Here is a 22109-nt window from a genome sequence, read left to right as displayed (position 1 = left end):
TTTCCTCGTCATCATGCGGCTTGGTTGCTCGGTATCCACCAGTCCCGCCCGCGCGAGGTGGTGACATATTCCGGCCAGCGGAAATGAATTGGCGGGGCGTAGTCGCAGAGCGGCGCGATCCAGTTCGTGCCGCCGATGCCACCGCCTGTGCGGGAGACAAATTCGTCCATCGCGGCATCGCGGGCGGCCTTGTCTTCGAGCAGCCGCAGTGCCGCGAGCGCGATCGTCTTGGCGGCGCAGATCACCATCGGATCGATGGTTTCCGCCATGCCTCCAAGTGCGTTCATCACCCAGGACGGATACGCGCTGCCATTGGCTGATCGCAGCGCCGGGCGAGCGACGTAGAATCGCGCCGTCGGCGTGTGCCAGGACATGTCGGTGTAATCGTCCGAGGTGGAATTGATCTGGGACGGCGGCAGGTCGCGCCGCAGGATGGCTTCGGCGTCCCGCGGCGCGATCAGCCGCTCCATTTCGGCGATGAAGGGCTCGTCCGTCGCTACCCCGCCCGCATTGACCTGGATTTCGCGAGCGATTGCCTTGGCCCTCTCGTCCCAGCGCGGCGGCCCGACAGTCGACAACGCTTCGTAGGCGATATCGGCCATCGCGTGATTGGCAAGCCCTGGCCGCGACTTGGAGACCCAGTGCCGCTCATGACGACAGCCGCTCAACTTGGCCGCTGCCTCCGCGTTGCGATCGAGCATGGCGGTGACCTGTTCGGCCATGGCCAGGGTCGGAACGCGGATCATGTATTGAATCTCCGCCAGCCCGGCCGGCAGATTGTCGGCCGTCGCCTGGCCGGCGGTCAGGATCGCCTCGCTGATCGACCAGCCACCCTGGTGCGGCAGCATGGAATCGCGCAGCGCTTTCGAGGCCATGTACATCATCATCAGCGCGTCGTTGGCGCCCGGTGCCCGCACGGCGGAATGCGCTTGCGGGATCGGTGCGCCATCGCCTGCGCGAACCCAATTTTCGGGTTCGTCGCAGATGAAGCGATAGATCATTGCGTAGGCCGCGCCACAATGCGTATCCCAGCGCGCCGTGTTGCAGAGCGGCAGCATGTAGAAGGGATGGAAGGAGATCATGCCGGCCAGGCCATCATAATAGCCCTTCGCCGCATGGATCGGCTTTGACCCTCGCACCTTCTCCGCCGGCTCGCCAGTGAAGCGCAGCGTGCCGCCGATGCCGTGACGTTGCATCGCTGCCTTGGTCGCAAGCAAGCCGCCGAGGCCGGAAATGCCGAGACCTGAATGCGGGTCGGTATGGCCGCCGGCATGTTCGCCCAGGCCCGGGCGTGGACGCTTGATCGTCGCTGCGTCCTGGCAATTGCCCGGCACCGCGTCATACTCGGCATACATTCCGACTGTCGGCCCGGGGCCATTGGTCCAGTGCGCGCAGAAGGCCGTGGGCATGCCACCCGAACCTTCCTCGACGGAGAAGCCTTCGCGCTTCAGCAACCTCACATACCAGTCCGCCGACTGGTATTCACGCCATGCGGTCTCGCCAAAATCGAAAATCGTCCGCGTCCAGAACGATAGCGACGGCTGGATGTCGTCGAGACAGGCAAGTGCTGTCGCTTGCGCCGAGGTGATGGCCGTTTTCTCCATCAGTCAAAGAAAGCAGTGAAGCGCTTCGCCAAAAAGTGATATGTTTTCCCGGCTCATGCAAATTCGGTTCACCTGAGGCATCTTGCGCATACCATCGACACAGGCGCTGCGCGCGCTCGACAGTTTTGCCCGTCACGGCAGCGTATGGCGCGCCGCCGATGAGTTGCATCTGACCCGCAGCGCCGTCAGCCACCAGCTTCGCCTGCTCGAACGCGATCTCGGCTTTGATCTTCTGGAGCGGATCGGCAAGGGCGTGGCGTTGACCCCGCGTGGCCAGCGCTACGCCAGCGATGTGCGCAAGGCGCTGACCGTGCTCGGCGACGCGGTGACGCGTCATGCTGGCACCGGCGTCGGCGGCTCCTTCAGCATCAGCTGCACGCCGGGTTTCGCCTCGCTGTTCCTGTGTACCCATATCGGTGAGTTCAGGCAGCTCTATCCCGATGTCGCGCTGCGCATCCTGACGCCGCGGCGGCTGGACGATGTCAGCAATGCCGAGGCGGACGCCTTTATTGCCTTTGGTGTCGGCAACTGGCCGAACCGGGCGGCGGAGCTGCTGTGCGAAATTTCCTTCACGCCGCTGTGCAGCCCGACGCTGCTCAACAAGGTTGGCGGATTTTCCAAACCAGCCGACGTGCTACGCGCCAATCTCCTGCATCTGGGCGACACGGAGGACTGGGCGCGCTGGCTGGCGCTGTCAAAGGTCGAGAATCCCGATCCTGAAGCCGGCATCTTCTTTTCCGACATGAACCTCGTCTTCTCGGCCGCGATCGCCGGCCAGGGCATGGCCATGGGCGATGAACTGACCAGCGGCAAGGCGCTGGCCGAGGGCAGGCTGGTGCGCCCCTTCGATATCTCGATCAAATCGCCGCGTTCCTACTTCCTCGTTTCAGAACACGCCAAGGCGAACCACCCGGTTCTGGAGGCGTTCGGCGGATGGCTGCGATCAAGGCTCTCGGAAAGCAACGCGAACGGCAAGGCCGATCAAGGCCGCCACCGATCGGACAGATGAATGGAATTTGCCGATCCGGCGAAAACTATTCGGTTGCGGTGAAGCCGCGCGCTGCCTACGATTTCGATAGAAACTGAGGAAACAGGCAGGATGCAGCAACCCGGCCGGGCCGCAGAGATCAAGGCAATCGGGATCGGCAAGAGCTTTGGCTCGTTCCGTGCATTGAACAATCTGACGCTCGACATTGGTCGTGGCGAGTTCCTTACCCTGCTTGGGCCATCCGGTTCTGGCAAAACCACCTTCCTGATGATCCTGGCCGGCTTCGTGCAACCCACCGAAGGTCGTTTGTTCAGCGACGGCACCGACATCACGGACCGCCCGGCGGAGCAGCGTGCCGCGGGCATGGTGTTCCAGGGTTACGCGCTGTTTCCGCACATGACGGTCGAAGCCAACATCGCTTTCCCGCTCAAGGTACGCAAGAAATCGGCCGCCGACATCAAGCGCCTTGTTGGCGAGATGATCGAACGCGTGGGGCTGAAGGGCCACGAGAAGAAATTGCCGGCGCAGTTGTCCGGTGGCCAGCAGCAGCGCGTCGCGCTGGCGCGCGCTCTGGTGTTCGAACCGGGTGTGCTTTTGCTCGATGAACCGTTCTCCGCGCTCGACAAAGGTCTTCGTGGCCAGATGCAGGCCGAGATGAAGCGGCTGCACCAGGAGACCGGCACCACCTTCGTATTCGTGACCCACGACCAGAGCGAGGCGCTGGCGCTGTCGTCGCGCGTGGCCATCTTCAATCACGGTGAATTGCTGCAGGTTGGCGCGCCTGACGAGGTCTATGACCGGCCGGCCAATCGTTTCGTCGCCGAGTTCCTCGGTGAAATCAACATGCTGGCGCTCAAGGATGTCCGCTGCCAGGACAATGGCGCCACCGGCCTGTGCGAGGACCGAGCCATCAGCCTTCGCGGCAACGCCAAAGCCGTGGGTAGCAATGCGATCCTGGCGATCAGGCCTGAATACATGTCGATCGCTCGCGAAGCGTCAGCCGATGAGAACGGCATCGCCGCTACCGCCACCGCCTCGACCTACCTGGGTGCGGCTACACGGCTCGATCTGACGACACGGCAAGGCGCGAAGGTGACGGTCTCCGTGCCGAACGAGGTCGCCGCCGACGCGCTGAGCAAGGGCAACTCCGTATGGCTCACCTGGCCGGCGGAAAAGGGTTTCCTCCTTCCGGACGGAGGCCAATGACGATCGGTGCGGCGAACCTTCGCACACCACTATCCGGTACGACCAACAACAATAAGGGGAACTGACATGACCAACGATACCAAGAAACAAGCCATCGAGACCTTGTCCGGCAGGGCAGGCCGCGGTGAAATCTCGCGCCGGCAATTCACACAGCTTGCAGCACTTGTGCTGGCTGGCACGCCGATGCTGCTTCGCTCGACCGGCGCCTTTGCCGCGGCAAAGGAACTGGTGCTGGTGAACTGGGGCGGCGACGCCATCACGGCCTATGATGCCGCCTATGGCCAGGCATTTGCCAAGGACACCGGCATTGCCGTCAAGATGGATGGCTCCGGCCCGACCGAAGGCGCGATCGCCGCACAGTTCAAGAGCGGAGCGCCGACCTGGGATCTCGTCGACGTCGATCCGTTCTCGGCCATCACACTTGGTGCGCAAGGCATGCTCGAGCCGATCGACTACAACATCGTCGACAAGAAAAAGATGCGCCCGGGCTTCGGCTGGGACTATGCCGCCTCGACCTATTTCTTCTCCTATGTCATCGCGTACGATTCCGAGAAGTACGGCAAGGACGCGCCCACCGGCATGGCCGATTTCTTCGACGTGAAGAAATTCCCCGGCAAACGCTCGCTCTACAAATGGGGCGTGTCGAGCTGGGAAGCCGCATTGCTTGCCGACGGCATCGCGCCGGCTTCGCTCTATCCGCTCGACCTCAAGCGCGCGCATGACAAGATCGCTGCCTTCAAGGAAAACGTGGTCGCTTATTGGGGCGGCGGCGCGGAAAGCCAGAGCGTGCTGCTCAACGGCGAGGCCTCCATGGCCATCGTCTGGTCGACGCGCGCCTCGCTGATCGAGCAGGATTCCGGCGGCAAGATCAAGTTCATCTGGGATCAGGGCCTGATTTCGCCTGGCGCTCTCGCCGTGATCAAGGGCAATCCGGGCGGCAAGGACGCGGCGATGAAGTTCATCGCCAGCGCCCAGGATCCGCAGAAACAGCTGGTGATGTTCGACAAGCTCGGCCAAGGCCCGGCCAATCCGGCCGCCGACGCGCTGATCCCCGCCGACAAGAAGCGCATCAACCCCGTCGACCCGGAAAACATGAAGAAGCAGATTGCTCTCGACATGGATTGGTACGCCAAGAATTACGGGGCGGCACTCGACGAATACACGAAGATCATCTCCGCCTGACAAGGGCATGAGAAGCTATCTTTCCGACAGGATGGGCGCGGCGCTGATGATGGCGCCGCTGCTCCTGTTTCTTGGCCTCGCTTACGCCTGGCCGTTCCTTGGCGTCGTCAAATGGAGCTTCACGCTGCCGACGCCGGGGCTCGGCCAGTATGATGCACTGCTCACGGACGAACTGGTGCAGTCGGTGTTCATCCGGACGCTGCGCATCGCCGCCATCGTCACACTGGTCTCGGTTACCGCCGCTTATGCCATCACCGTCGTCTGGGTTCGCGGAACCCCGGCACAGCGGCTCGTTGCGGAGTTCTGCATCCTGGTTCCATTCTGGATATCGGTTCTCACCCGCGCCTTTGGCTGGGTTGCACTGCTCTCCAACCGCGGCTTGATCAACACCTGGCTGCAGGCACTCGGCTTCATCTCCGAACCCCTGACATTGGTGCGCAACGAATTCGGCGTCATTGTCGGCATGACGCATTTCCTCATTCCCTTCGCGGTCTTTCCGCTGGCGTCGGCCATGCGCAGCCTCGACGATCGCGTGCTGTTGGCGGCGCGCGGCCTCGGCTCCAGCCGCATGCGTACCTTCTGGTCGGTCTTCGTGCCGATGACCCGGCCCGGCATCATTGGTGCAGCACTCATCGTCTTCGTCTTTTCACTGGGCTTTTTCGTCACTCCGGCGATCCTTGGTGGTGGCCGCAGCGTGATGGTTGCCGAACTGATCTATCTCAGGATCTTCCAGAGCCCGGACTGGGGCCTGGGGGCGGCGATAAGCGTGGTGCTGGTGCTGTTCGTCGGCGCGCTGATGGCGCTGCTGTTCCGCTACGTGCGGCCGAAGCAATTGGTCTGATCAGATGCCGACATATCGCCCAGGCCCCGCCACACTGATCATAGCCGCTTTCGTGGCGCTGTTCCTGCTGATGCCGCTACTGGCCGTCATCCCGGTATCGCTGACGCCCAGCCGCATGCTGGCGATGCCGTCGGGCGAGCTCTCGCTGCGCCACTACCGTGCGCTGATCGAGGACCCACGCTGGATCGATTCGATCCTGCTCAGCATTCGGATTGGGGTGGTCAGCAGCGCTTTCTCGACTGTTCTGGCGCTTTGCTTCAGCCTCGGCGTCTGGATGTTCCAGCCTCGCTTTACCGCGGTTCTGGTCGGTTTCGTGCTGCTGCCGATGGTCGTTCCACCGGTCGTTTCCGCGATCACTCTCTACTTCCTTTTGACATCGATATCCGGCCTCGGTTCGTTCTTTGGCTACGACACCTGGCTTGGCGTCGCCATGGCGCATTCCGTGATGACGGTGCCTTTCGCCACCGTGATGATGCTGGTCTCGCTCAGTCAGCTCGACCGACGCATCGATCTTGCCGCGCGTGGCCTCGGCGCCACGGTCTGGGAACGCGCCACGCGGATCATCATGCCCAACATCAAATTCGGCATCATCACCGCGGCATTGTTATCCTTCGTGCTCTCCTGGGAGGAAATCGGCGTCACCCTGTTCATCACCAGCGTCAACGCGATCACTTTGCCCCGCCTCATGTGGATGGGCCTGCGCGACAATATTGATCCGGCGATCGCGGCGCTGTCCGTGATCCTCATTTTGATAACGGTTCTGGTCTTGGCAATCCGCAGCTTTGTTGTCAGGTTGCGCTCTGCCCATTGATTGGCGGACCGGGCAGAGCCCGGATAGATTCGCGCAATTCTGAAGGCCCACGAGGCCGCGACAGGCGAGGGAAGACGACGATGACCGCGCCCGGCGATTTGCAGCAGGCACTGTTCCTGAGACTGAAAAGCGATGCCCCGCTCTCGGCGCTGCTTGGCGGCGCCGGACTGCTTGAGCGTGAAGCGGTCAATGGAGCCTTTCCCTATGTGACTTGCGGCATGACCAGCGCCTTCGATGGCAACACCGGCGCCGAGAATGATGCTGATCAGCTAATCACCCTGCATGTCTGGTCGAAGGCGCAAGGCGAAGGCGAAACACAAGCCATCATGGACAGGGTCAAGGCGCGCCTGGCCGAAGCGGTGCTGATCATCGGCCCGCGCGGGCAGACACGGCTGGTGCTGGAGTTCTCCGAAGCGCGCTATGACGAGGAGCTTCTGGTGCATCATGGAATGCTGCGCTTTCGCGCCCTGACGCAGGAAAACACCTGACGCGCTTTCAATATGGCTTGAACCGGGTCTAGACTGTGTTTCGCTGGCTTTGTCAGGGCGGGCGGCGAAATCTCCGGGTGACTCGCGTTTCAGGGGTGTGGCGGGCATGTTTTTTGCGGCGTTCACTGTTCATTTCACGTTCAGCACCGATGCGTTACAACGCCAACCATGAAAACGCTTCGCTCCCATTTCCGAACCGCGATACCGGTGCTCTGCGCCGCGGCGTTGCTGGCGTCGCAGGCGATGGCATTGCCGGCCGTCGAGCCCGCGCAGGTTGATCAGATCGTCCTGGCTGATTCCGACTGCTATGCGATCGGTCAGCAGGTGGCGGAAGAGAATGGCGGGACACTTGCCAAGGCTTCGCAGTCGACACGCGGCGGTCAACCGGTCTGCGTCATCGTCGTGCTTGTCCCGGGCAAGGACGGACAACGTCCGCGCCGCTCCGAGATCGTCGTTCCCCAGAACTGACCCCTCCGTTTCACAGGCCGCTGGAATCGGCCTATAGCTGAAGCCGGCCAGTTCTTCACAACAGGTATAATTCCCGCATGCGTGTGCTCGTCGTCGAGGATGACAAGGATCTCAACCGGCAGATATCGGATGCGCTGGTCGATGCCGGCTATGTCGTCGATCGGGCTTTCGATGGCGAGGAAGGCCATTTTCTCGGGGACACCGAGCCTTACGATGCCGTGGTGCTCGATATCGGCCTGCCGCAGATGGACGGCATCAGCGTGGTTGAGCGCTGGCGGCGCGGCGGCCGCAAGATGCCGGTTCTCATCCTGACGGCGCGCGACCGCTGGAGCGACAAGGTCTCCGGCATTGACGCTGGCGCTGACGACTACGTCACCAAGCCGTTCCACATCGAAGAGGTGCTGGCGCGGCTGCGTGCTCTGATCCGGCGCGCCGCGGGCCATGCGTCTTCCGAACTCACATGCGGGCCGCTGCGTCTCGACACAAAGGCATCGAAGGCCGATGTCGACGGCGTGCCGCTGAAACTGACCTCGCACGAGTTTCGCCTGCTGGCCTACCTGATGCATCACATGGGCGAGGTCGTATCGCGGACTGAACTGGTCGAACATCTCTATGACCAGGATTTCGACCGCGATTCCAACACCATAGAGGTCTTTGTCGGGCGGCTTCGCAAGAAGATGGGCATCGATATGATCGAGACCGTGCGCGGCATGGGCTACCGCATGCGCGAACCGGAGGCGTAACTCGGAAACGCTCCCCACCAGTCCGACAGTCAGGAAGCGGCTTTCGCTGCGCCTATGGCCGCGTTCGCTGGCGTTCCGCGTCATCGCCTTTTCCACGGTCTGGGCGATCCTCACACTGATCGTCATCTTCACCTTGATCACCACGCTCTATCGCCAGGCCAGCGAACGCGGTTTCGACAGCCTGCTTTCGGCGCATCTGTTCAACCTGATCGGCTCCGTCGGCATTTCCGACAACGGCGCGCTGACCGGTGCGCCCGATCTCGGCGATCTCCGTTTCTCGCAGCCCAATTCAGGCTGGTACTGGTCGGTCGAACCGGCCTCGGAAGGCGTTCATGGCGACCTGCACTCGTCGTCAATGACAACAGCCATCCGCTCGCCTGATGTCGCCGACGTGCCGTTCAACTCCAATTTCCAGCGCAGCTACGCCACCGAAGGCATCAATCACGAAGAACTGGTGGTGTTCGAGAGCGAATTCGTCCTCGATTCGAAGAACCGCGCCGCGCGCTTCCGTGTCATGGGCAACAAGACCGAGCTGGAGCAGGAAATCGGCAGCTTCCAGCGCCGTCTGCTAACATATCTTTCCTTGTTCGGCGTCGGCATGATCGCCATCAACGCCATCGCCATCCTGCTCGGTCTTCAGCCGCTGCGCCGCGTCAGGAACGCGCTGGCCATGGTGCGAGAGGGCACGGCGCAACGGCTGGACGGCCGTTTCCCGGCCGAAATCGAACCGCTCGCCAATGAAACCAATGCGCTGATCGAGAACAACAAGCGCATCGTCGAGCGCTCGCGCACCCAGGTCGGCAATCTCGCCCATTCGCTGAAGACGCCGCTGGCGGTTCTGCTCAATGAGGGGCGGGCGCTCGGCGGCGCCAAGGGCCAGCTGATCACGGAACAAGCCGCGTCGATGCAGAAGCAGGTCGAGCACTATCTGCAGCGGGCCCGTGTCGCGGCGCAGCGTGACAGCGTCGTCTACCGCACGCCGGTAACACCGCTGGTGCAGCGCATGGTGCGCGTGCTGCAGAAGCTCAACCCGCAGACCAGCCTGTCGCTTTCGCTGCCCGCTGTCGAGATTGTCTTCGCCGGCGAACGCGAGGATCTGGAAGAGCTGCTCGGCAATCTTCTTGAGAATGCGATGAAATGGGCAAGGAGCGCTGTATCGGTGTCGGTCATGCCTCTGGCGGCCAAGGACGACACGGCCAATCTGTTCGAGATCAGCATCGAGGACGACGGCCCCGGCATTCCCGAGGACAAGGCGCGCGAAGCCATGAAGCGTGGCCGGCGCCTGGACGAAACAAAGCCGGGGACCGGGCTCGGGCTTGCCATTGTCGCCGACCTCGTCAACGAGTATGGAGGCGTGCTGATGCTCGAACGGTCCGGCATGGGCGGATTGAAGGCGGTCGTGCGGTTACGGAGCCTTCAATAATGCTTTCCCGGATGGTCGCAAACGGCCAAATTTCCGACAAATATCAATACTATGGCCATGCCAACTCCCTGATGGCGCGGCCCCCAGCTCATCGTGCTCAAGAAAACCGGTTGTTGGCATGAAGATTCGCGTTGCGCTTGTATCCCTACTGCTTGCCGTTTCCGGCTGCACCACATTGGGCGGCAACGGACCGGGGGTGTCGGTTGTATCACCGCCCGCCGCCAACCCGCCTGCCGGTGGCAAGGTTGCGACAACGATCATTTCGGCGATGGCTGGCGGTCTTGTTGGCGGTTCGATCGGCAATGGGCTGAGTGACACCGAGAAGCGCAGCGCGCTCGAAGCAGAATACAAGGCACTGGAATACACCACGAGCGGCCAGAAAGTGGCCTGGAAGGGCGATCAGGCTTCGCACTACGGTGAAGTCGTTCCGGCCCAACCCTATCGCGTCGGCTCGCAGGACTGCCGCCAGTATACTCAGACGGTCTTTACCGGCGGCGCCGGCGTCACCGCGCGAGGAACCGCTTGCCGTAATGGCGATGGCAGCTGGACGCCGCTGACCTGACGCGTTCCGACCGACAATCGGTAGGGTCTCGTCAAAGCGTCGCAGCATGCCTGTGTTGGCAGGGCAGGGCTCTGCCGGTATTGGAATAACCATGTTGTTCTGGGTCATAGCCGCTATCCTGACGCTGGGTGCAAGCCTGGCGGTGCTGCTGCCGCTGGCCGGCGGCGCCAAGGGCACGTCGTCGAGCAGCGACCATGATCTGGAAGTCTATCGCGACCAGTTGTCAGAGCTCGACCGCGACACGGCGCGTGGCCTGATCCAGCCGGCGGAAGCCGAAGAGGCCCGCGCGGAGATCGCGCGCCGTATCCTTCGCCTGAACAGCGCCGACCCTGCCGGCAAGGCTGCGGCCAAGCAGGCGCTGATCACCACCAGGCTCGTGGCGACAGCGGCCGTTCTTGCCGTGCCACTGGTCAGCTGGGGCCTCTACAGCCAGATCGGTTCGCCCGACTTGCCGTCGCAGCCGCTCAGCGAACGGCTGGCCAAGAACCCGGCGGACAGCTCCGTCGATGAACTGGTGGCACGGGCCGAGGCTCATCTTGCCGCCAATCCGTCCGACGGACGAGGATGGGATGTGCTGGCGCCTGTCTATCTGCGCATGCAGCGGTTCTCGGATGCGGTGACGGCTTACCGCAACGCCATTCGCCTTGATGGCGACAGCGCGGTTCGCCAAGCGGGGCTTGGCGAGGCCATCGCCAATGCCGCCGGCGGAATTGTCTCGGCCGATGCGCAAGATGCATTCGAGGCATCGCTGAAGCTCGATCCGTCGAATCCGAAAGCGAGTTTCTATCTGGCCATGGCATTGGCGCAGGAAGGCCGCGCCAGTGACGCCGTCGCCGCCTGGCAGACGATGCTGGGCAAGCTGCCGCCGGATTCACCATGGCGCGGAGCGGTCGAGCAGGCGCTGGCCAAATCCGGCAATTCAAGCGTTGCCTCAGGCGAACCGGCAAAGGGTCCGAATGCACAGGAGGTCGATGCCGCGTCGTCGATGTCCCAGACTGACCGGGAAGCCATGATCAACACCATGGTTGCCGGCCTCGACGAAAAACTGCGGCAAAATCCCCGTGATGCGGAAGGATGGATGCAGCTTATTCGTTCCTATGTCGTGCTGGGCAAGGCCGATGAAGCGCGTGGCGCACTCAGCCGTAGCATCGCCGTCTTTGGCGCCGATAGTGACGAAGCCAGGAAATTCACCACCTTTGCCGCCTCGCTTGGCCTGACGGCGACGCAATAGCAGGCCCGGGACAATGACGCGCAAACAGAAACGGCTGTCGGTGATCGCGGGTGGACTGGCCTTTCTCGGCGCCGCCACCGGCCTGACCTTTTACGCGCTTGGCCAGAAGGCGTCCTATTTCTACATGCCTGGCGATCTCGTCACCGCCAGTGTGCCGCCCGGCCAGCGCATCCGGCTTGGCGGCCTGGTCGAAAAGGGCACCATTCAGCGAGGTCAAGGCGCGACCGTTGCCTTTTCGGTCACCGACACGCACAAATCAGTCAAGGTCACCTACACCGGCATCCTGCCCGACCTGTTCCGCGAAGAGCAGGGCGTCATCACCGAAGGTAGCTTCGATCCGAACGGTGTCTTCATCGCCGACAGCGTGCTGGCCAAGCACGATGAGCGCTACATGCCCAAGGAAGTCGCCGACGGCTTGAAAGCCAAGGGCGTCTGGCAGGAGACAAAGAGTGAGTAATGGACAGCGCCATGGTTGAAACCGGACATTTCGCGCTGGTCCTGGCGTTCGCGCTTTCGCTGGTGCAGACGATCGTGCCGCTTTTTGGCGCGCGTTTGAACAACCAGCGCCTGATGGCGGTCGGCGGCCCGGTCGCGATCACTGGTTTCGCCTTGACCGCCTTGTCTTTCGCCGCGCTGGCGAGCGCCTATGCCAACTCTGATTTCTCGGTGGCGAGCGTCTGGGAAAATTCGCATTCGCTGCAGCCGCTGATCTACAAGATCACCGGAACCTGGGGCAATCACGAAGGTTCGATGCTGCTCTGGGTATTGATCCTGACCTTCTTCGGCGCGCTTGTTGCCGCCTTTGGCAGCAACCTTCCGGCGACATTGCGGGCCAATGTGCTTGCCGTGCAGGGGTCGATCGGCGCCGCCTTCTTCCTGTTCATCCTGGCGACGTCCAACCCGTTCATCCGGCTTTCGCCGGCGCCCATCGAAGGCCGCGATCTCAATCCGATCCTGCAGGACCTTGGCCTCGCCGTGCATCCGCCGATGCTCTATCTCGGCTATGTCGGCTTCTCGATCTGCTTTTCCTTCTCGGTGGCGGCACTCATCGAAGGCCGCATCGATGCATCCTGGGCGCGCTGGGTGCGGCCATGGACATTGGTCGCCTGGATGTTCCTGACTGGCGGCATCGCCATGGGATCCTACTGGGCTTACTACGAACTCGGCTGGGGCGGCTTCTGGTTCTGGGACCCGGTTGAGAACGCGTCCTTCATGCCGTGGCTGGCAGGCACCGCCTTGCTCCATTCGGCGATCGTCATGGAGAAGCGCTCGGCGCTGAAGATCTGGACTCTGCTTCTGGCGATCCTGACCTTTTCGCTGTCGCTGCTCGGCACCTTCCTGGTGCGTTCCGGAGTTCTGACCTCCGTCCACGCTTTCGCCACCGATCCAACGCGCGGTGTCTTCATCCTCGGCATCCTGACGCTGTTCATCGGCGGCTCGCTGGCGCTGTTTGCGCTGCGCGCCTCGAGGTTGACGGCAGGCGGCCTGTTCCATCCGATCTCGCGCGAAGGGGCTCTCGTTCTCAACAACCTGTTCCTGACCACGGCCACCGCCACCGTGCTGGTCGGCACACTCTACCCGCTCGCCGTCGAGGCTTTCTCGGCCGACAAGATCTCGGTCGGCGCGCCGTTCTTCAATCTGACATTCGGGCCACTGATGGTGCCGCTGCTGGTCATGGTTCCCTTTGGACCCTTGCTGGCCTGGAAGCGTGGCGACATTTTCGCGGTGGCTCAGCGGCTGATGGCGGCTTTCGGGGCAGCCTTGCTGGCCGTGCTGGTCACGGCCCTGTTCATCGACGGGTCATCGGTGTTCGCGGCTATTGGCGCCGGTCTCGCCGTCTGGCTGATCCTTGGCGCGCTCACCGATCTTGCCGTCAAATCGGGGGTCGGCAATGTCGCGCCGGCGGTCATGGTCAGGCGCTTTCTCGGCCTGCCGCGCTCGGTCTTCGGCACGGCACTTGCCCATCTCGGCCTTGGGCTGACCGTACTCGGCATCGTCGGCACGCTTTGCTTCGGCACCGAAAAAATCCTGTCGATGCATGCCGGCCAGACGGTTGAACTGTCCGGCCACACATTGCGCTTCGTCGGGCTCTATCCGGCCCAGGGGCCTAATTACAGCGAAGATCGTGGCCGTTTCGACCTGATTGGCGCCGACGGCAACGTTTCGGGTGAAATCAGCTCGGCCAAGCGTTTCTACCCGGTTCGCCAGATGACCACGACTGAATCCGGCATCAGGACGATGGGCTTCTCCCAACTCTATCTGTCGCTCGGCGATCAGGGCAATGACGGTTCTGTCGTGGTGCGCCTGTGGTGGAAGCCGCTGGTCACGCTGATCTGGGGCGGTGGCCTGGTGATGATGGCTGGCGCCGCCCTATCGCTGATGGACCGGCGCCTGCGGGTTGGCGCCCCTTCGCGGCGCCGCAAGCAGGCGGCGGCATCCGCATGACGGCCAGGATCTCGCTCGCGTCGCTTGTCCTGTTGGTGGCGCTGGTGTTCGCCGGCGTCGCGCAAGCGGTCAAACCCGACGAGGTGCTGGCCGATCCGAAACTTGAGGCGAGGGCTCGGGCGCTTTCGGAAGGCCTGCGCTGCATGGTCTGCCAGAACCAGTCTATCGACGAATCCGACGCCGACCTGGCCCGTGACCTGCGCATTCTCGTGCGCCAGCGCCTCGTCGCCGGCGACAGCGACAGCCAGGTGATGGACTATGTTGTCTCCCGCTATGGCGAGTTCGTGCTGCTAAAACCGCGTTTCGAGCTACGCAATGCCCTGTTATGGGGCACGCCGGTGATCCTGCTGCTCGTGGGCGGGCTTTTCATCGTCATGACCACCCGCTCGCGCAAGATGCTGGAAACCAGATCCCTGTCCGCCGAAGAACAGGCATCTCTGGACGCGATATTGCGCCGCGACTGACGTCGGCAATCATCCCCGAACATTACCAAAGTTTCATGCGTCGGAAATGGCGCTGTAATGTGCGCCTCTCTAATTCTCTCCTCCTGAGGATGCCAAACCAAGCGCGTCCCTTTTGAAAAGAGGATACGAGATCCATGAATATTGCCCCCAATTCATATTCCCGCACCCGCAAGCGCCTGATGGCTGCCGTCGCGTCCCTCGCAGTCGCGGGTGCGATCGGCGTTGGTGCGCTGACCACGGGAACAGGGCCGGTTCTGGCCGATGCCGTGCGCGTCGAGGCGCCGCAGGTGCCAGGCTTCGCCGATGTCGTCGAACGCGTTTCCCCCGCTGTCGTCAGCGTCAAGGTCAAGGCCAAGATCGAGCCGGCGGCCGATGACGGCTCCGACCAGTCCGACGATCCGGACGGCATGAACAATATGCCTGACAATCCGCAGTTGCGCCGCTTCTTCAAGGAATTCCGCGGCTTTGGCGATCAGAACGGCCAGGACCAGGGTCATCGCCGCTTCGGCCGCCGCGACCACAACAACGATCAGCCGCGCCCGGTGGCGCAGGGGTCGGGCTTCTTCATCTCCGATGACGGCTATCTCGTCACCAACAACCATGTCGTCGAAGAGGGTTCTGCCTTCACGGTCGTCATGAACGACGGCAAGGAACTCGACGCCAAGCTGGTCGGCACCGACCCGCGCACCGATCTCGCCGTGCTCAAGGTCGATGGCGTCGGCAAGTTCACCTATGTCGATTTCGCCGATGATTCCAAGGTCCGCGTCGGCGACTGGGTCGTGGCCGTTGGCAATCCGTTCGGTCTTGGCGGCACCGTCACCGCCGGCATCGTTTCGGCACGCGGCCGCGACATCGGCGCTGGTCCTTACGACGACTTCCTGCAGATCGACGCGTCGGTCAATCGCGGCAACTCGGGCGGCCCGACCTTCAACCTCAATGGTCAGGTCGTCGGCATCAACACCGCCATCTTCTCGCCGTCGGGCGGCAGCGTAGGCATCGCGTTCGACATCCCAGCCTCGACCGCCAAGGAGGTCGTGCAGGATCTTATGAAGAGCGGCACCGTGCAGCGCGGCTGGCTTGGCGTCGAGATTCAGCCGGTCACCTCCGATATCGCCGAATCGCTTGGCTTGAAGTCCGAAAAGGGTGCTCTGGTTTCCAGCGCCCAGGACGACGGCCCCGGCAAGAAGGGCGGCATCGCGGCCGGTGACGTGATCACCCAGGTCGATGGCAAGGACGTTGCTTCGCCGAAGGAACTTGCCCGCCTGATCGGCGCCTACTCGCCTGGCAAGTCGGTCGATGTCACTGTCTGGCGCGATGGCAAGAGCCAGACGATCAAGATCGATCTTGGCAAATTGCCGGCAACGGACAAGCAGGCCTCCGCCGATCCGCAGCCAGCGCCCGCACCCAAGGCCGACACGCTCGCCGACCTCGGCCTCACCATCACCAAGTCCGACAATGGCAAGGGCCTTGTCGTCACCAATGTGGATCCTGACAGCGATGCGGCCGACCGCGGCATTCAGCCGGGTGACGTCATCACCGCCGTCAACTCGGCGGAAGTGAACGGTACCGAAGACGTCTCCAAGGCGATGGCCGAGGCGGTTAAGTCAGGGCGCAAGGCGGTGCTCATGCAGATCACCCGTGGCGACAACAACCGCTTCGTTGCGTTGCCTGTCGCCAAGGGTTGATACCTCTTTTCCAGTGCGGCGGTTTCAAACACCCCCGAGCCGCCGCATGGGAAAGCACGGAGCCGGACACGTTAGTCAGTCATCGTGTACGCCTCCGGCGGCAGCGGGCCTCCCATCGCCCGCTGCCGCGTAATTCCAAGCATGTCGCTCAAAAGTGTTCTGCGGTTTTGAGGTGACGACATGGTCATAAACAAGCATGTCACCCAAGTGTCAGTGGTTTGGGGCCTCGCCATGCTCGACAACCAGAGAAGGCCACAATGCTCATGCCGGCCACTCAACCTTCCAGCGAAATCGCGTATAACGGCTCTATGAAGATTCTCGTCATAGAAGACGATCGCGAGGCTGCGGATTATCTCCAGAAAGCCTTCACCGAGGCCGGTCACACCGCGCATGTCGCGGGTGACGGCGAGACCGGCTTCGCGCTTGCCGACGCCGGCGACTATGACGTGATGGTCATTGACCGCATGATGCCACGCCGCGACGGCCTGTCTGTCATCGCCGGCCTCAGATCCAGAGGCAACACGACGCCAGTGCTGATCCTGTCGGCGCTGGGCGAGGTCGACGACCGGGTCACCGGTCTGCGCGCCGGCGGCGACGATTACCTCACCAAGCCCTATGCTTTCTCCGAGCTTCTGGCGCGCGTCGAGGTGCTGAACCGGCGTGCCAGCGCCAAGGAAGCCGAAACCGTCTACCGGGTCGGCGATCTCGAACTCGACAGGCTGTCGCATTCGGTGCGCCGCGCGTCGCGCGAGATCACGCTGCAGCCGCGCGAGTTCCGCCTGCTTGAGTATCTGATGCGTCATGCCGGCCAGGTGGTGACGCGCACCATGCTGCTTGAAAATGTCTGGGATTATCATTTCGATCCGCAGACCAATGTCATCGACGTTCATGTGTCGCGGCTGCGTGGCAAGATCGAGAAGGGCTTCGACAAGTCGATCCTGCACACGGTTCGCGGCGCCGGCTACATGTTGAAGAGCGGCTGATGCATGTCGCCTAAAAGTGGCAGCAAGGACTAGCATGGCTCTTTCCGTGCCAGCCATCATGAAGACGACGGCAGCGCGGCTTTCGGCGCTCTATCTCCTGCTCTTCGCCATTTGCGCGGTGGCGCTTGTCTTCTACATGACGTCGCTCTCGGCACGCATGCTGACCGCGCAGACGCAAGAGACCATCAACGACGAGGTGCTCGGACTGGCCCGCGCCTATCAGCGTGGTGGCTTGCCGGTCCTGGTGCGCGTGGTCGAACAACGCTCGCGTCAGCCTGGCGCCAACCTCTACTTGATTGCGGATGCCAACGGCCAGATCCTGACCGGCAATGTGCAGAGTTTGGAGCCGGGTGTGCTCGACGCCGAAGGCTGGACCAGCAGCCCGTTCTCCTACCAGCGCTTTGGCGAGGGAGAGCTGGAGCGGCAGCGGAACTTGCCTGCCGACCAGAGCAACACTCCGACCGATGTGCAGGCGCAAGGCGAGAAGGGCCACAACGCCATCGCCCTTGTGTTGCGGCTGCCGAACCAGATGATCATGCTCGTCGGCCGCGACCTTGGCGAGCCGGAACGGTTCCGTGCCGTCATCCGCCGCGCTCTCACGCTGGCACTCGGCATGATGGGGCTTGGCGGACTGCTGATCTGGTTCTTTGTCGGCCGCGCCGCACTGAAGCGCATCGACAGCGTCTCGAAAGCCAGCCGCCGCATCATGGGCGGCGATCTTTCCGGCCGATTGCCGGTCACCGGCGCTGGCGACGAGTTCGATCGTCTTTCGGAAAACCTCAATGCCATGCTGGCCAGGATCGCGACGCTCAACGAAGGGCTGAAACAGGTCTCCGACAACATCGCGCATGACCTGAAAACGCCGTTGACCCGGCTGCGCAATCGCGCCGAAGCCACGCTGTCCGGCAAGCACAAGACCACCGACTACCGTCAGGCGCTGGAAGGCACGATCGCCGAGTCCGATCAGCTCATAAAGACCTTCAATGCCATCCTGATGATCTCCAGGCTGGAGGCCGGATATTCATCCGAGAACACCAATAGGGTCGACCTGGCACAGGCCGTGCGCGATGTCGTCGAGCTCTACGAGCCCGTGGCGGAGGAGGCCGGCGTCTCGCTCGAGACGGATGTGGGCGAGGCGGTCTTCGTCAACGGCAACCGCGAACTGATCGGTCAGGCATTGTCGAACATCGTCGACAACGCCATCAAATATTCGACCGGCGCCAATGCGCAGCCTGCGGTGCGCGTGACCCTGGAGCGGGCAGGCACCGAGATCAAGCTGGCAGTCGCCGACAATGGCCATGGCATTCCTGACGATGGGGACAGGTCGCGGGCGACGGAGCGCTTCGTGCGGCTGGAGAAGAGCCGTTCGCAGCCGGGCTCCGGCCTTGGCCTCAGTCTCGCCAAGGCCGTCATGACATTCCACAACGCGCGGCTTGATCTCTTGTCTGGCAATCCCGGATTATCCGTGGTCATGAGTTTTCCCGTAAGGGAGGATCACTGATGAGCGCGGCTGCAAAGCGTATCGAAATGGACTGGCTGTTGAAACCCGTGGCACGACTTGTGCCGTTGGACGAGGATCATGCCAGGCAGGAATTGGCCGAGATCGCTGACGCGGCAACGGAAGAGGGCCTGACGCGTCTGGCCAAATTCCTTGGCGGCAAAGGAGCGGCCCAGGATTTCCTCAGGGCTGTCTTCGATCTGTCTCCATTCCTGCGCGATACCGCGCGCCGGCGGCCGCAAATCCTCGACGGACTTTTCGAGCACACGGTTGAAGCCAGGCTGGTTGCGATTGCCGCCGGGATCGGCAAGGCGCCGCGCGCTGAAGCCATCTCGGAATCGGGCCTGATGATGGAATTGCGCCGCTGGAAGGCCGAGGCGCATTTCCTGATTGCCCTGGCCGATCTGGCCGGCGAGGCTGAGACTGCCATCACCGTGCGCCGGCTGAGCGATCTCGCCGATGCCTGTGCGCGTGCGGCGGTCGATTTCCTGCTGCGTGACGCGCATGGCCAGGGCAAGCTCAAACTGCCTGATCCGGAAAATCCCGCCTTGCAATCAGGCTGGATCCTGCTCGGCATGGGCAAGCTTGGCGCGCATGAGCTGAATTTCTCCTCGGATATCGACCTCGTCGTATTCTTCGAGCCGGAGGCGCCCGCTGTCGTCGATCCGCTCGATGCAACGGAGCTGTTTTCGCGGCTGACACGCCGGCTGGTCCGCATCCTGCAGGACCGCACCGAACACGGCTATGTCTTCCGGACTGACCTTCGGCTGCGCCCCGATCCCGGTTCGACACCGCTGGCGATCCCGGTTGAGGCAGCGCTGCGCTACTACGAGGCGCGCGGCCAGAACTGGGAGCGGGCCGCCATGATCAAGGCGCGTCCGGTGGCCGGCGATCTTGCCGCGGGCGCTGCCTTCCTCAAGGAGTTGCAGCCCTATATCTGGCGCAAATACATGGACTACGCCGCGATTGCCGACGTCCATTCGATCAAGCGCCAGATCCATGCCCACAAGGGACATGGAGAAATTGCGGTCAAAGGCCACAACGTCAAGCTCGGGCGCGGCGGCATCCGCGAGATCGAGTTCTTCGTCCAGACCCAGCAGCTCATCGCTGGCGGCCGCTTTCCGGAGCTGCGGGGGCGCGAAACCGTGCCGATGCTCGGTCAGCTTGCCGCGCGCGGCTGGATCACAACCGATGCGCGCGACGCGCTCGCCCGCCAGTACTGGTTCCTGCGCCGCGTCGAACACGCTGTGCAGATGGTCGCTGACGAGCAGACACACATGCTGCCGGAAGATGACGAGGGGCTGGAGCGCATCGCCCGCATGCTGGGCTTTAACGATGCTTCCGCCTTCGCCGAGGTCTTCCGCGCCTCGCTTCATCAGGTGGAACGTCACTACGCGGCGCTTTTCGAAACAGCGCCTGAGCTTTCAGCCGGCATCGGCAATCTGGTCTTCACCGGTGATGTCGATGATCCCGACACACTGCGGACCTTGCACGGGCTTGGCTTCCAGCGGCCGAGCGATATCTGCCGCGTCATCAGGGGCTGGCACTTCGGCCGTTACCGCGTCACCCAGTCGGCGGAGGCGCGCGAGCGGCTGACGGAACTGACGCCGGCTCTGTTGCAGTCCTTCGGCAAGACGCGCCGGGCCGACGAAGCCTTGATGCGCTTTGACGAATTCCTCGCTGGCCTGCCGGCTGGTATCCAGCTTTTTTCGCTGCTGCAGTCCAATCCGGCGCTGCTGAAGCTGCTGGCAACGATCATGGGCGCCGCACCTCGGCTGGCGGCGATCATCACCCGCCGGCCGCATGTCTTCGACGGCCTGCTCGATCCTGCCTTGCTGACCGAGTTGCCGGACCGTGCCTATCTCCAGGCGCGGCTTTCCGCCTTCATTGAAGGCGACAGGCTCTATGAAGACGTGCTCGATCGCTTGCGGATTTTCGCGTCGGAGCAGAAATTCCTGATCGGTGTCCGGCTGCTTGCCGGTTCCATCGATCCGGCCCGTGCGGGCCGGGCTTTTTCCGATCTGGCGGACCTGACAATCGAAGCGGCATTGCAGGCGGTGAATGCGGAATTTGCCGTGCGTCACGGTCGAATTATGGGCGGCAGGGTCGCGCTGCTCGGAATGGGCAAGCTCGGCAGCCGCGAATTGACGGCGGGATCCGACGTCGATCTCATCCTGCTCTACGACCATGACCCCGATGCCGAGGAATCCGATGGTGAAAAGCCGTTGGCTCCATCGCACTATTATACCCGCATGACGCAGCGGCTGATTGCCGCCGTCTCCGCGCCGACCGCCGAAGGCGTGCTCTATGAGCTAGACCTGCGCTTGCGGCCCTCCGGCAACAAGGGGCCGGTCGCCACGCATATCGACGCCTTCAGCAAATATCAGCGCGGCGAGGCCTGGACCTGGGAGCATATGGCGCTTGCGCGGGCCCGTGCCATTGCCGGTGACGCCGGTCTCTGCACGAAGATCGACGCCGAAGTGGCCGCGATCATCTCCCTGCCACGCGACAGGGCCAAGGTGATGGTCGAGGCGTCGGATATGCGCGCGATGATCGAGGACGAGAAACCGCCGCGCGATCTCTGGGACATCAAGCTGGTCCCGGGCGGCCTCATCGATCTGGAGTTCATCGCCCAGGTGGCTGTCATCACCGGTCAGGCTGAGGGCCGGCATACCGGTACGGCGGAAATCCTGTCGAGGCTGACGCCGGATTTCGCCAGCGCCACCGTCAGGCAGGAACTCGGCGAAGCCTATTCGCTCTATCTGGCTGTCACCCAGATGACGCGGCTTTGCCTCACCGGCGCTTTTGAACGTGACGACGTTCCGCCGGGGCTTTCGGATCTGCTTCTGGCGGTCACTGATCTGCCGGATTTCGGTGTGCTGGAAGCACACCTCAAAGAGACGTCGCTGAAGGTCAGAAAGGATTTTGACCTTCTGCTTCGTACCAAACGGCCCTGACGGCTGTCTGGTTCGCATCGGGGGTGACGATGCAACAGGAGACTATCATGAGAAAGACAACCAAACTCGCACTCGCTTTCGTGGCCTTGGCGGGCGCTGTCGGTACAGCGGCCTATGCCGACAACAACGGGGACGGCGGTATGCGCGGTGGCGCAATGATGCGCATCAACAAGGCCATGAAGGATTCGAACGGCACCATCACCTTCGACCAATTTTCCGACGCCATGGACTCGCAGCTGAAGAAGCTTATCACCGACAATGGCGGCAAGCTGACGGTTGAGCAGCTTGCCGCCGCGCTGGAGAAGGCGCGCTTCGAGCGCATGGCCAAGCGCATCATCGCCCGTTACGACAGCAAGGGCGACGGCACGCTGACGACCGACGACGTTACCGGCCGCGAAAAGAAGCTGTTTGCCATGCTCGACCGCAACGATGACGGCAAGATCGAAAAGAGCGAGCTACCGAAGGGTGGCCGCTTCGGCCGCCACCGTCAGTGGGATGGCGGTGGCAATGACGGCGAGGACATGCAGTAA

At 62.7% G+C, this 22109-nt stretch carries 20 protein-coding genes; 19 read left to right on the top strand and 1 reads right to left on the bottom strand.

All coding sequences use genetic code 11. The features are described 5' to 3' along the window. Positions 1-11: 11 nt before the first annotated feature. Entirely contained in the window at positions 12-1604 is a 1593-nt protein-coding gene (locus GA829_RS27220; protein WP_195175661.1) for a zinc-binding metallopeptidase family protein, read from the bottom strand. Positions 1605-1686: 82 nt separating this feature from the next. On the opposite strand from GA829_RS27220, the gene GA829_RS27215 reads away from it, so the two are divergent. The 19 genes from GA829_RS27215 (at position 1687) to GA829_RS27125 (ending at position 22109) form a co-directional block, all read left to right on the top strand. Beyond that, a complete protein-coding gene (locus tag GA829_RS27215) occupies positions 1687-2613 on the top strand; it encodes a LysR substrate-binding domain-containing protein (protein ID WP_195175660.1) in 927 nt (308 codons plus the stop codon). A gap of 90 nt (positions 2614-2703) precedes the next feature. Beyond that, positions 2704-3798 carry an ABC transporter ATP-binding protein gene (locus tag GA829_RS27210; RefSeq protein ID WP_195175659.1) on the top strand — a complete coding sequence of 365 codons (1095 nt, stop codon included), beginning with the start codon at positions 2704-2706 and terminating at the stop codon, positions 3796-3798. Between the two features lie 66 nt (positions 3799-3864). Then, complete coding sequence (locus GA829_RS27205) at positions 3865-4980, top strand: ABC transporter substrate-binding protein (protein WP_195175658.1); 1116 nt, start codon at positions 3865-3867, stop codon at positions 4978-4980. 7 nt (positions 4981-4987) lie between these two features. Continuing rightward, positions 4988-5821: an ABC transporter permease gene (locus GA829_RS27200; RefSeq protein ID WP_195175657.1), complete on the top strand. Its 834-nt coding sequence runs from the start codon at positions 4988-4990 to the stop codon at positions 5819-5821. Positions 5822-5825: 4 nt separating this feature from the next. Then, positions 5826-6632, top strand: a complete 807-nt coding sequence (locus GA829_RS27195; RefSeq protein WP_195175656.1) for an ABC transporter permease — start codon at positions 5826-5828, stop codon at positions 6630-6632. Positions 6633-6712: 80 nt separating this feature from the next. Further along, positions 6713-7120, top strand: a complete 408-nt coding sequence (locus tag GA829_RS27190) for a DUF3168 domain-containing protein (RefSeq protein ID WP_195175655.1) — start codon at positions 6713-6715, stop codon at positions 7118-7120. 168 nt (positions 7121-7288) lie between these two features. After that, a complete protein-coding gene (locus tag GA829_RS27185; RefSeq protein ID WP_195175654.1) occupies positions 7289-7588 on the top strand; it encodes a hypothetical protein in 300 nt (99 codons plus the stop codon). A 77-nt stretch (positions 7589-7665) separates the two neighbouring features. Then, a complete protein-coding gene (locus tag GA829_RS27180; RefSeq protein WP_023812809.1) occupies positions 7666-8331 on the top strand; it encodes a response regulator transcription factor in 666 nt (221 codons plus the stop codon). Positions 8332-8377: 46 nt separating this feature from the next. After that, on the top strand, positions 8378-9754 hold the full coding sequence (locus tag GA829_RS27175; protein ID WP_195179822.1) for an ATP-binding protein: 1377 nt from the start codon (positions 8378-8380) through the stop codon (positions 9752-9754). Positions 9755-9872: 118 nt separating this feature from the next. After that, entirely contained in the window at positions 9873-10316 is a 444-nt protein-coding gene (locus GA829_RS27170) for a hypothetical protein (RefSeq protein WP_195175653.1), read from the top strand. A gap of 91 nt (positions 10317-10407) precedes the next feature. Continuing rightward, positions 10408-11547, top strand: a complete 1140-nt coding sequence (gene ccmI / locus GA829_RS27165) for a c-type cytochrome biogenesis protein CcmI (protein WP_195175652.1) — start codon at positions 10408-10410, stop codon at positions 11545-11547. 13 nt (positions 11548-11560) lie between these two features. After that, positions 11561-12004 (top strand): cytochrome c maturation protein CcmE, encoded by a 444-nt coding sequence (gene ccmE, locus GA829_RS27160; RefSeq protein ID WP_195175651.1) that lies wholly within the window; start codon positions 11561-11563, stop codon positions 12002-12004. An 11-nt stretch (positions 12005-12015) separates the two neighbouring features. After that, complete coding sequence (locus GA829_RS27155) at positions 12016-13992, top strand: heme lyase CcmF/NrfE family subunit (RefSeq protein WP_195175650.1); 1977 nt, start codon at positions 12016-12018, stop codon at positions 13990-13992. Next, entirely contained in the window at positions 13989-14456 is a 468-nt protein-coding gene (locus GA829_RS27150; RefSeq protein WP_195175649.1) for a cytochrome c-type biogenesis protein, read from the top strand. The genes GA829_RS27155 and GA829_RS27150 overlap by 4 nt, the downstream gene beginning before the upstream one ends. 134 nt (positions 14457-14590) lie before the next feature. After that, a complete protein-coding gene (locus GA829_RS27145; protein ID WP_195175648.1) occupies positions 14591-16141 on the top strand; it encodes a Do family serine endopeptidase in 1551 nt (516 codons plus the stop codon). 308 nt (positions 16142-16449) lie between these two features. Then, positions 16450-17124, top strand: a complete 675-nt coding sequence (locus GA829_RS27140) for a response regulator transcription factor (protein ID WP_195175647.1) — start codon at positions 16450-16452, stop codon at positions 17122-17124. Positions 17125-17158: 34 nt separating this feature from the next. Beyond that, positions 17159-18625 carry a sensor histidine kinase gene (locus GA829_RS27135; RefSeq protein ID WP_195175646.1) on the top strand — a complete coding sequence of 489 codons (1467 nt, stop codon included), beginning with the start codon at positions 17159-17161 and terminating at the stop codon, positions 18623-18625. After that, positions 18625-21579 carry a bifunctional [glutamine synthetase] adenylyltransferase/[glutamine synthetase]-adenylyl-L-tyrosine phosphorylase gene (locus GA829_RS27130; RefSeq protein ID WP_195175645.1) on the top strand — a complete coding sequence of 985 codons (2955 nt, stop codon included), beginning with the start codon at positions 18625-18627 and terminating at the stop codon, positions 21577-21579. The genes GA829_RS27135 and GA829_RS27130 overlap by 1 nt, the downstream gene beginning before the upstream one ends. Before the next feature lie 47 nt (positions 21580-21626). Further along, positions 21627-22109, top strand: coding sequence for a hypothetical protein (locus GA829_RS27125; RefSeq protein WP_195175644.1), 483 nt, complete (start codon positions 21627-21629; stop codon positions 22107-22109).

Source organism: Mesorhizobium sp. INR15 (assembly GCF_015500075.1).
Taxonomy (GTDB): Bacteria; Pseudomonadota; Alphaproteobacteria; order Rhizobiales; family Rhizobiaceae; genus Mesorhizobium.
Note: the sequence above shows the minus strand (reverse complement) of the source record. Positions and strands in the feature narration are given on the sequence as shown.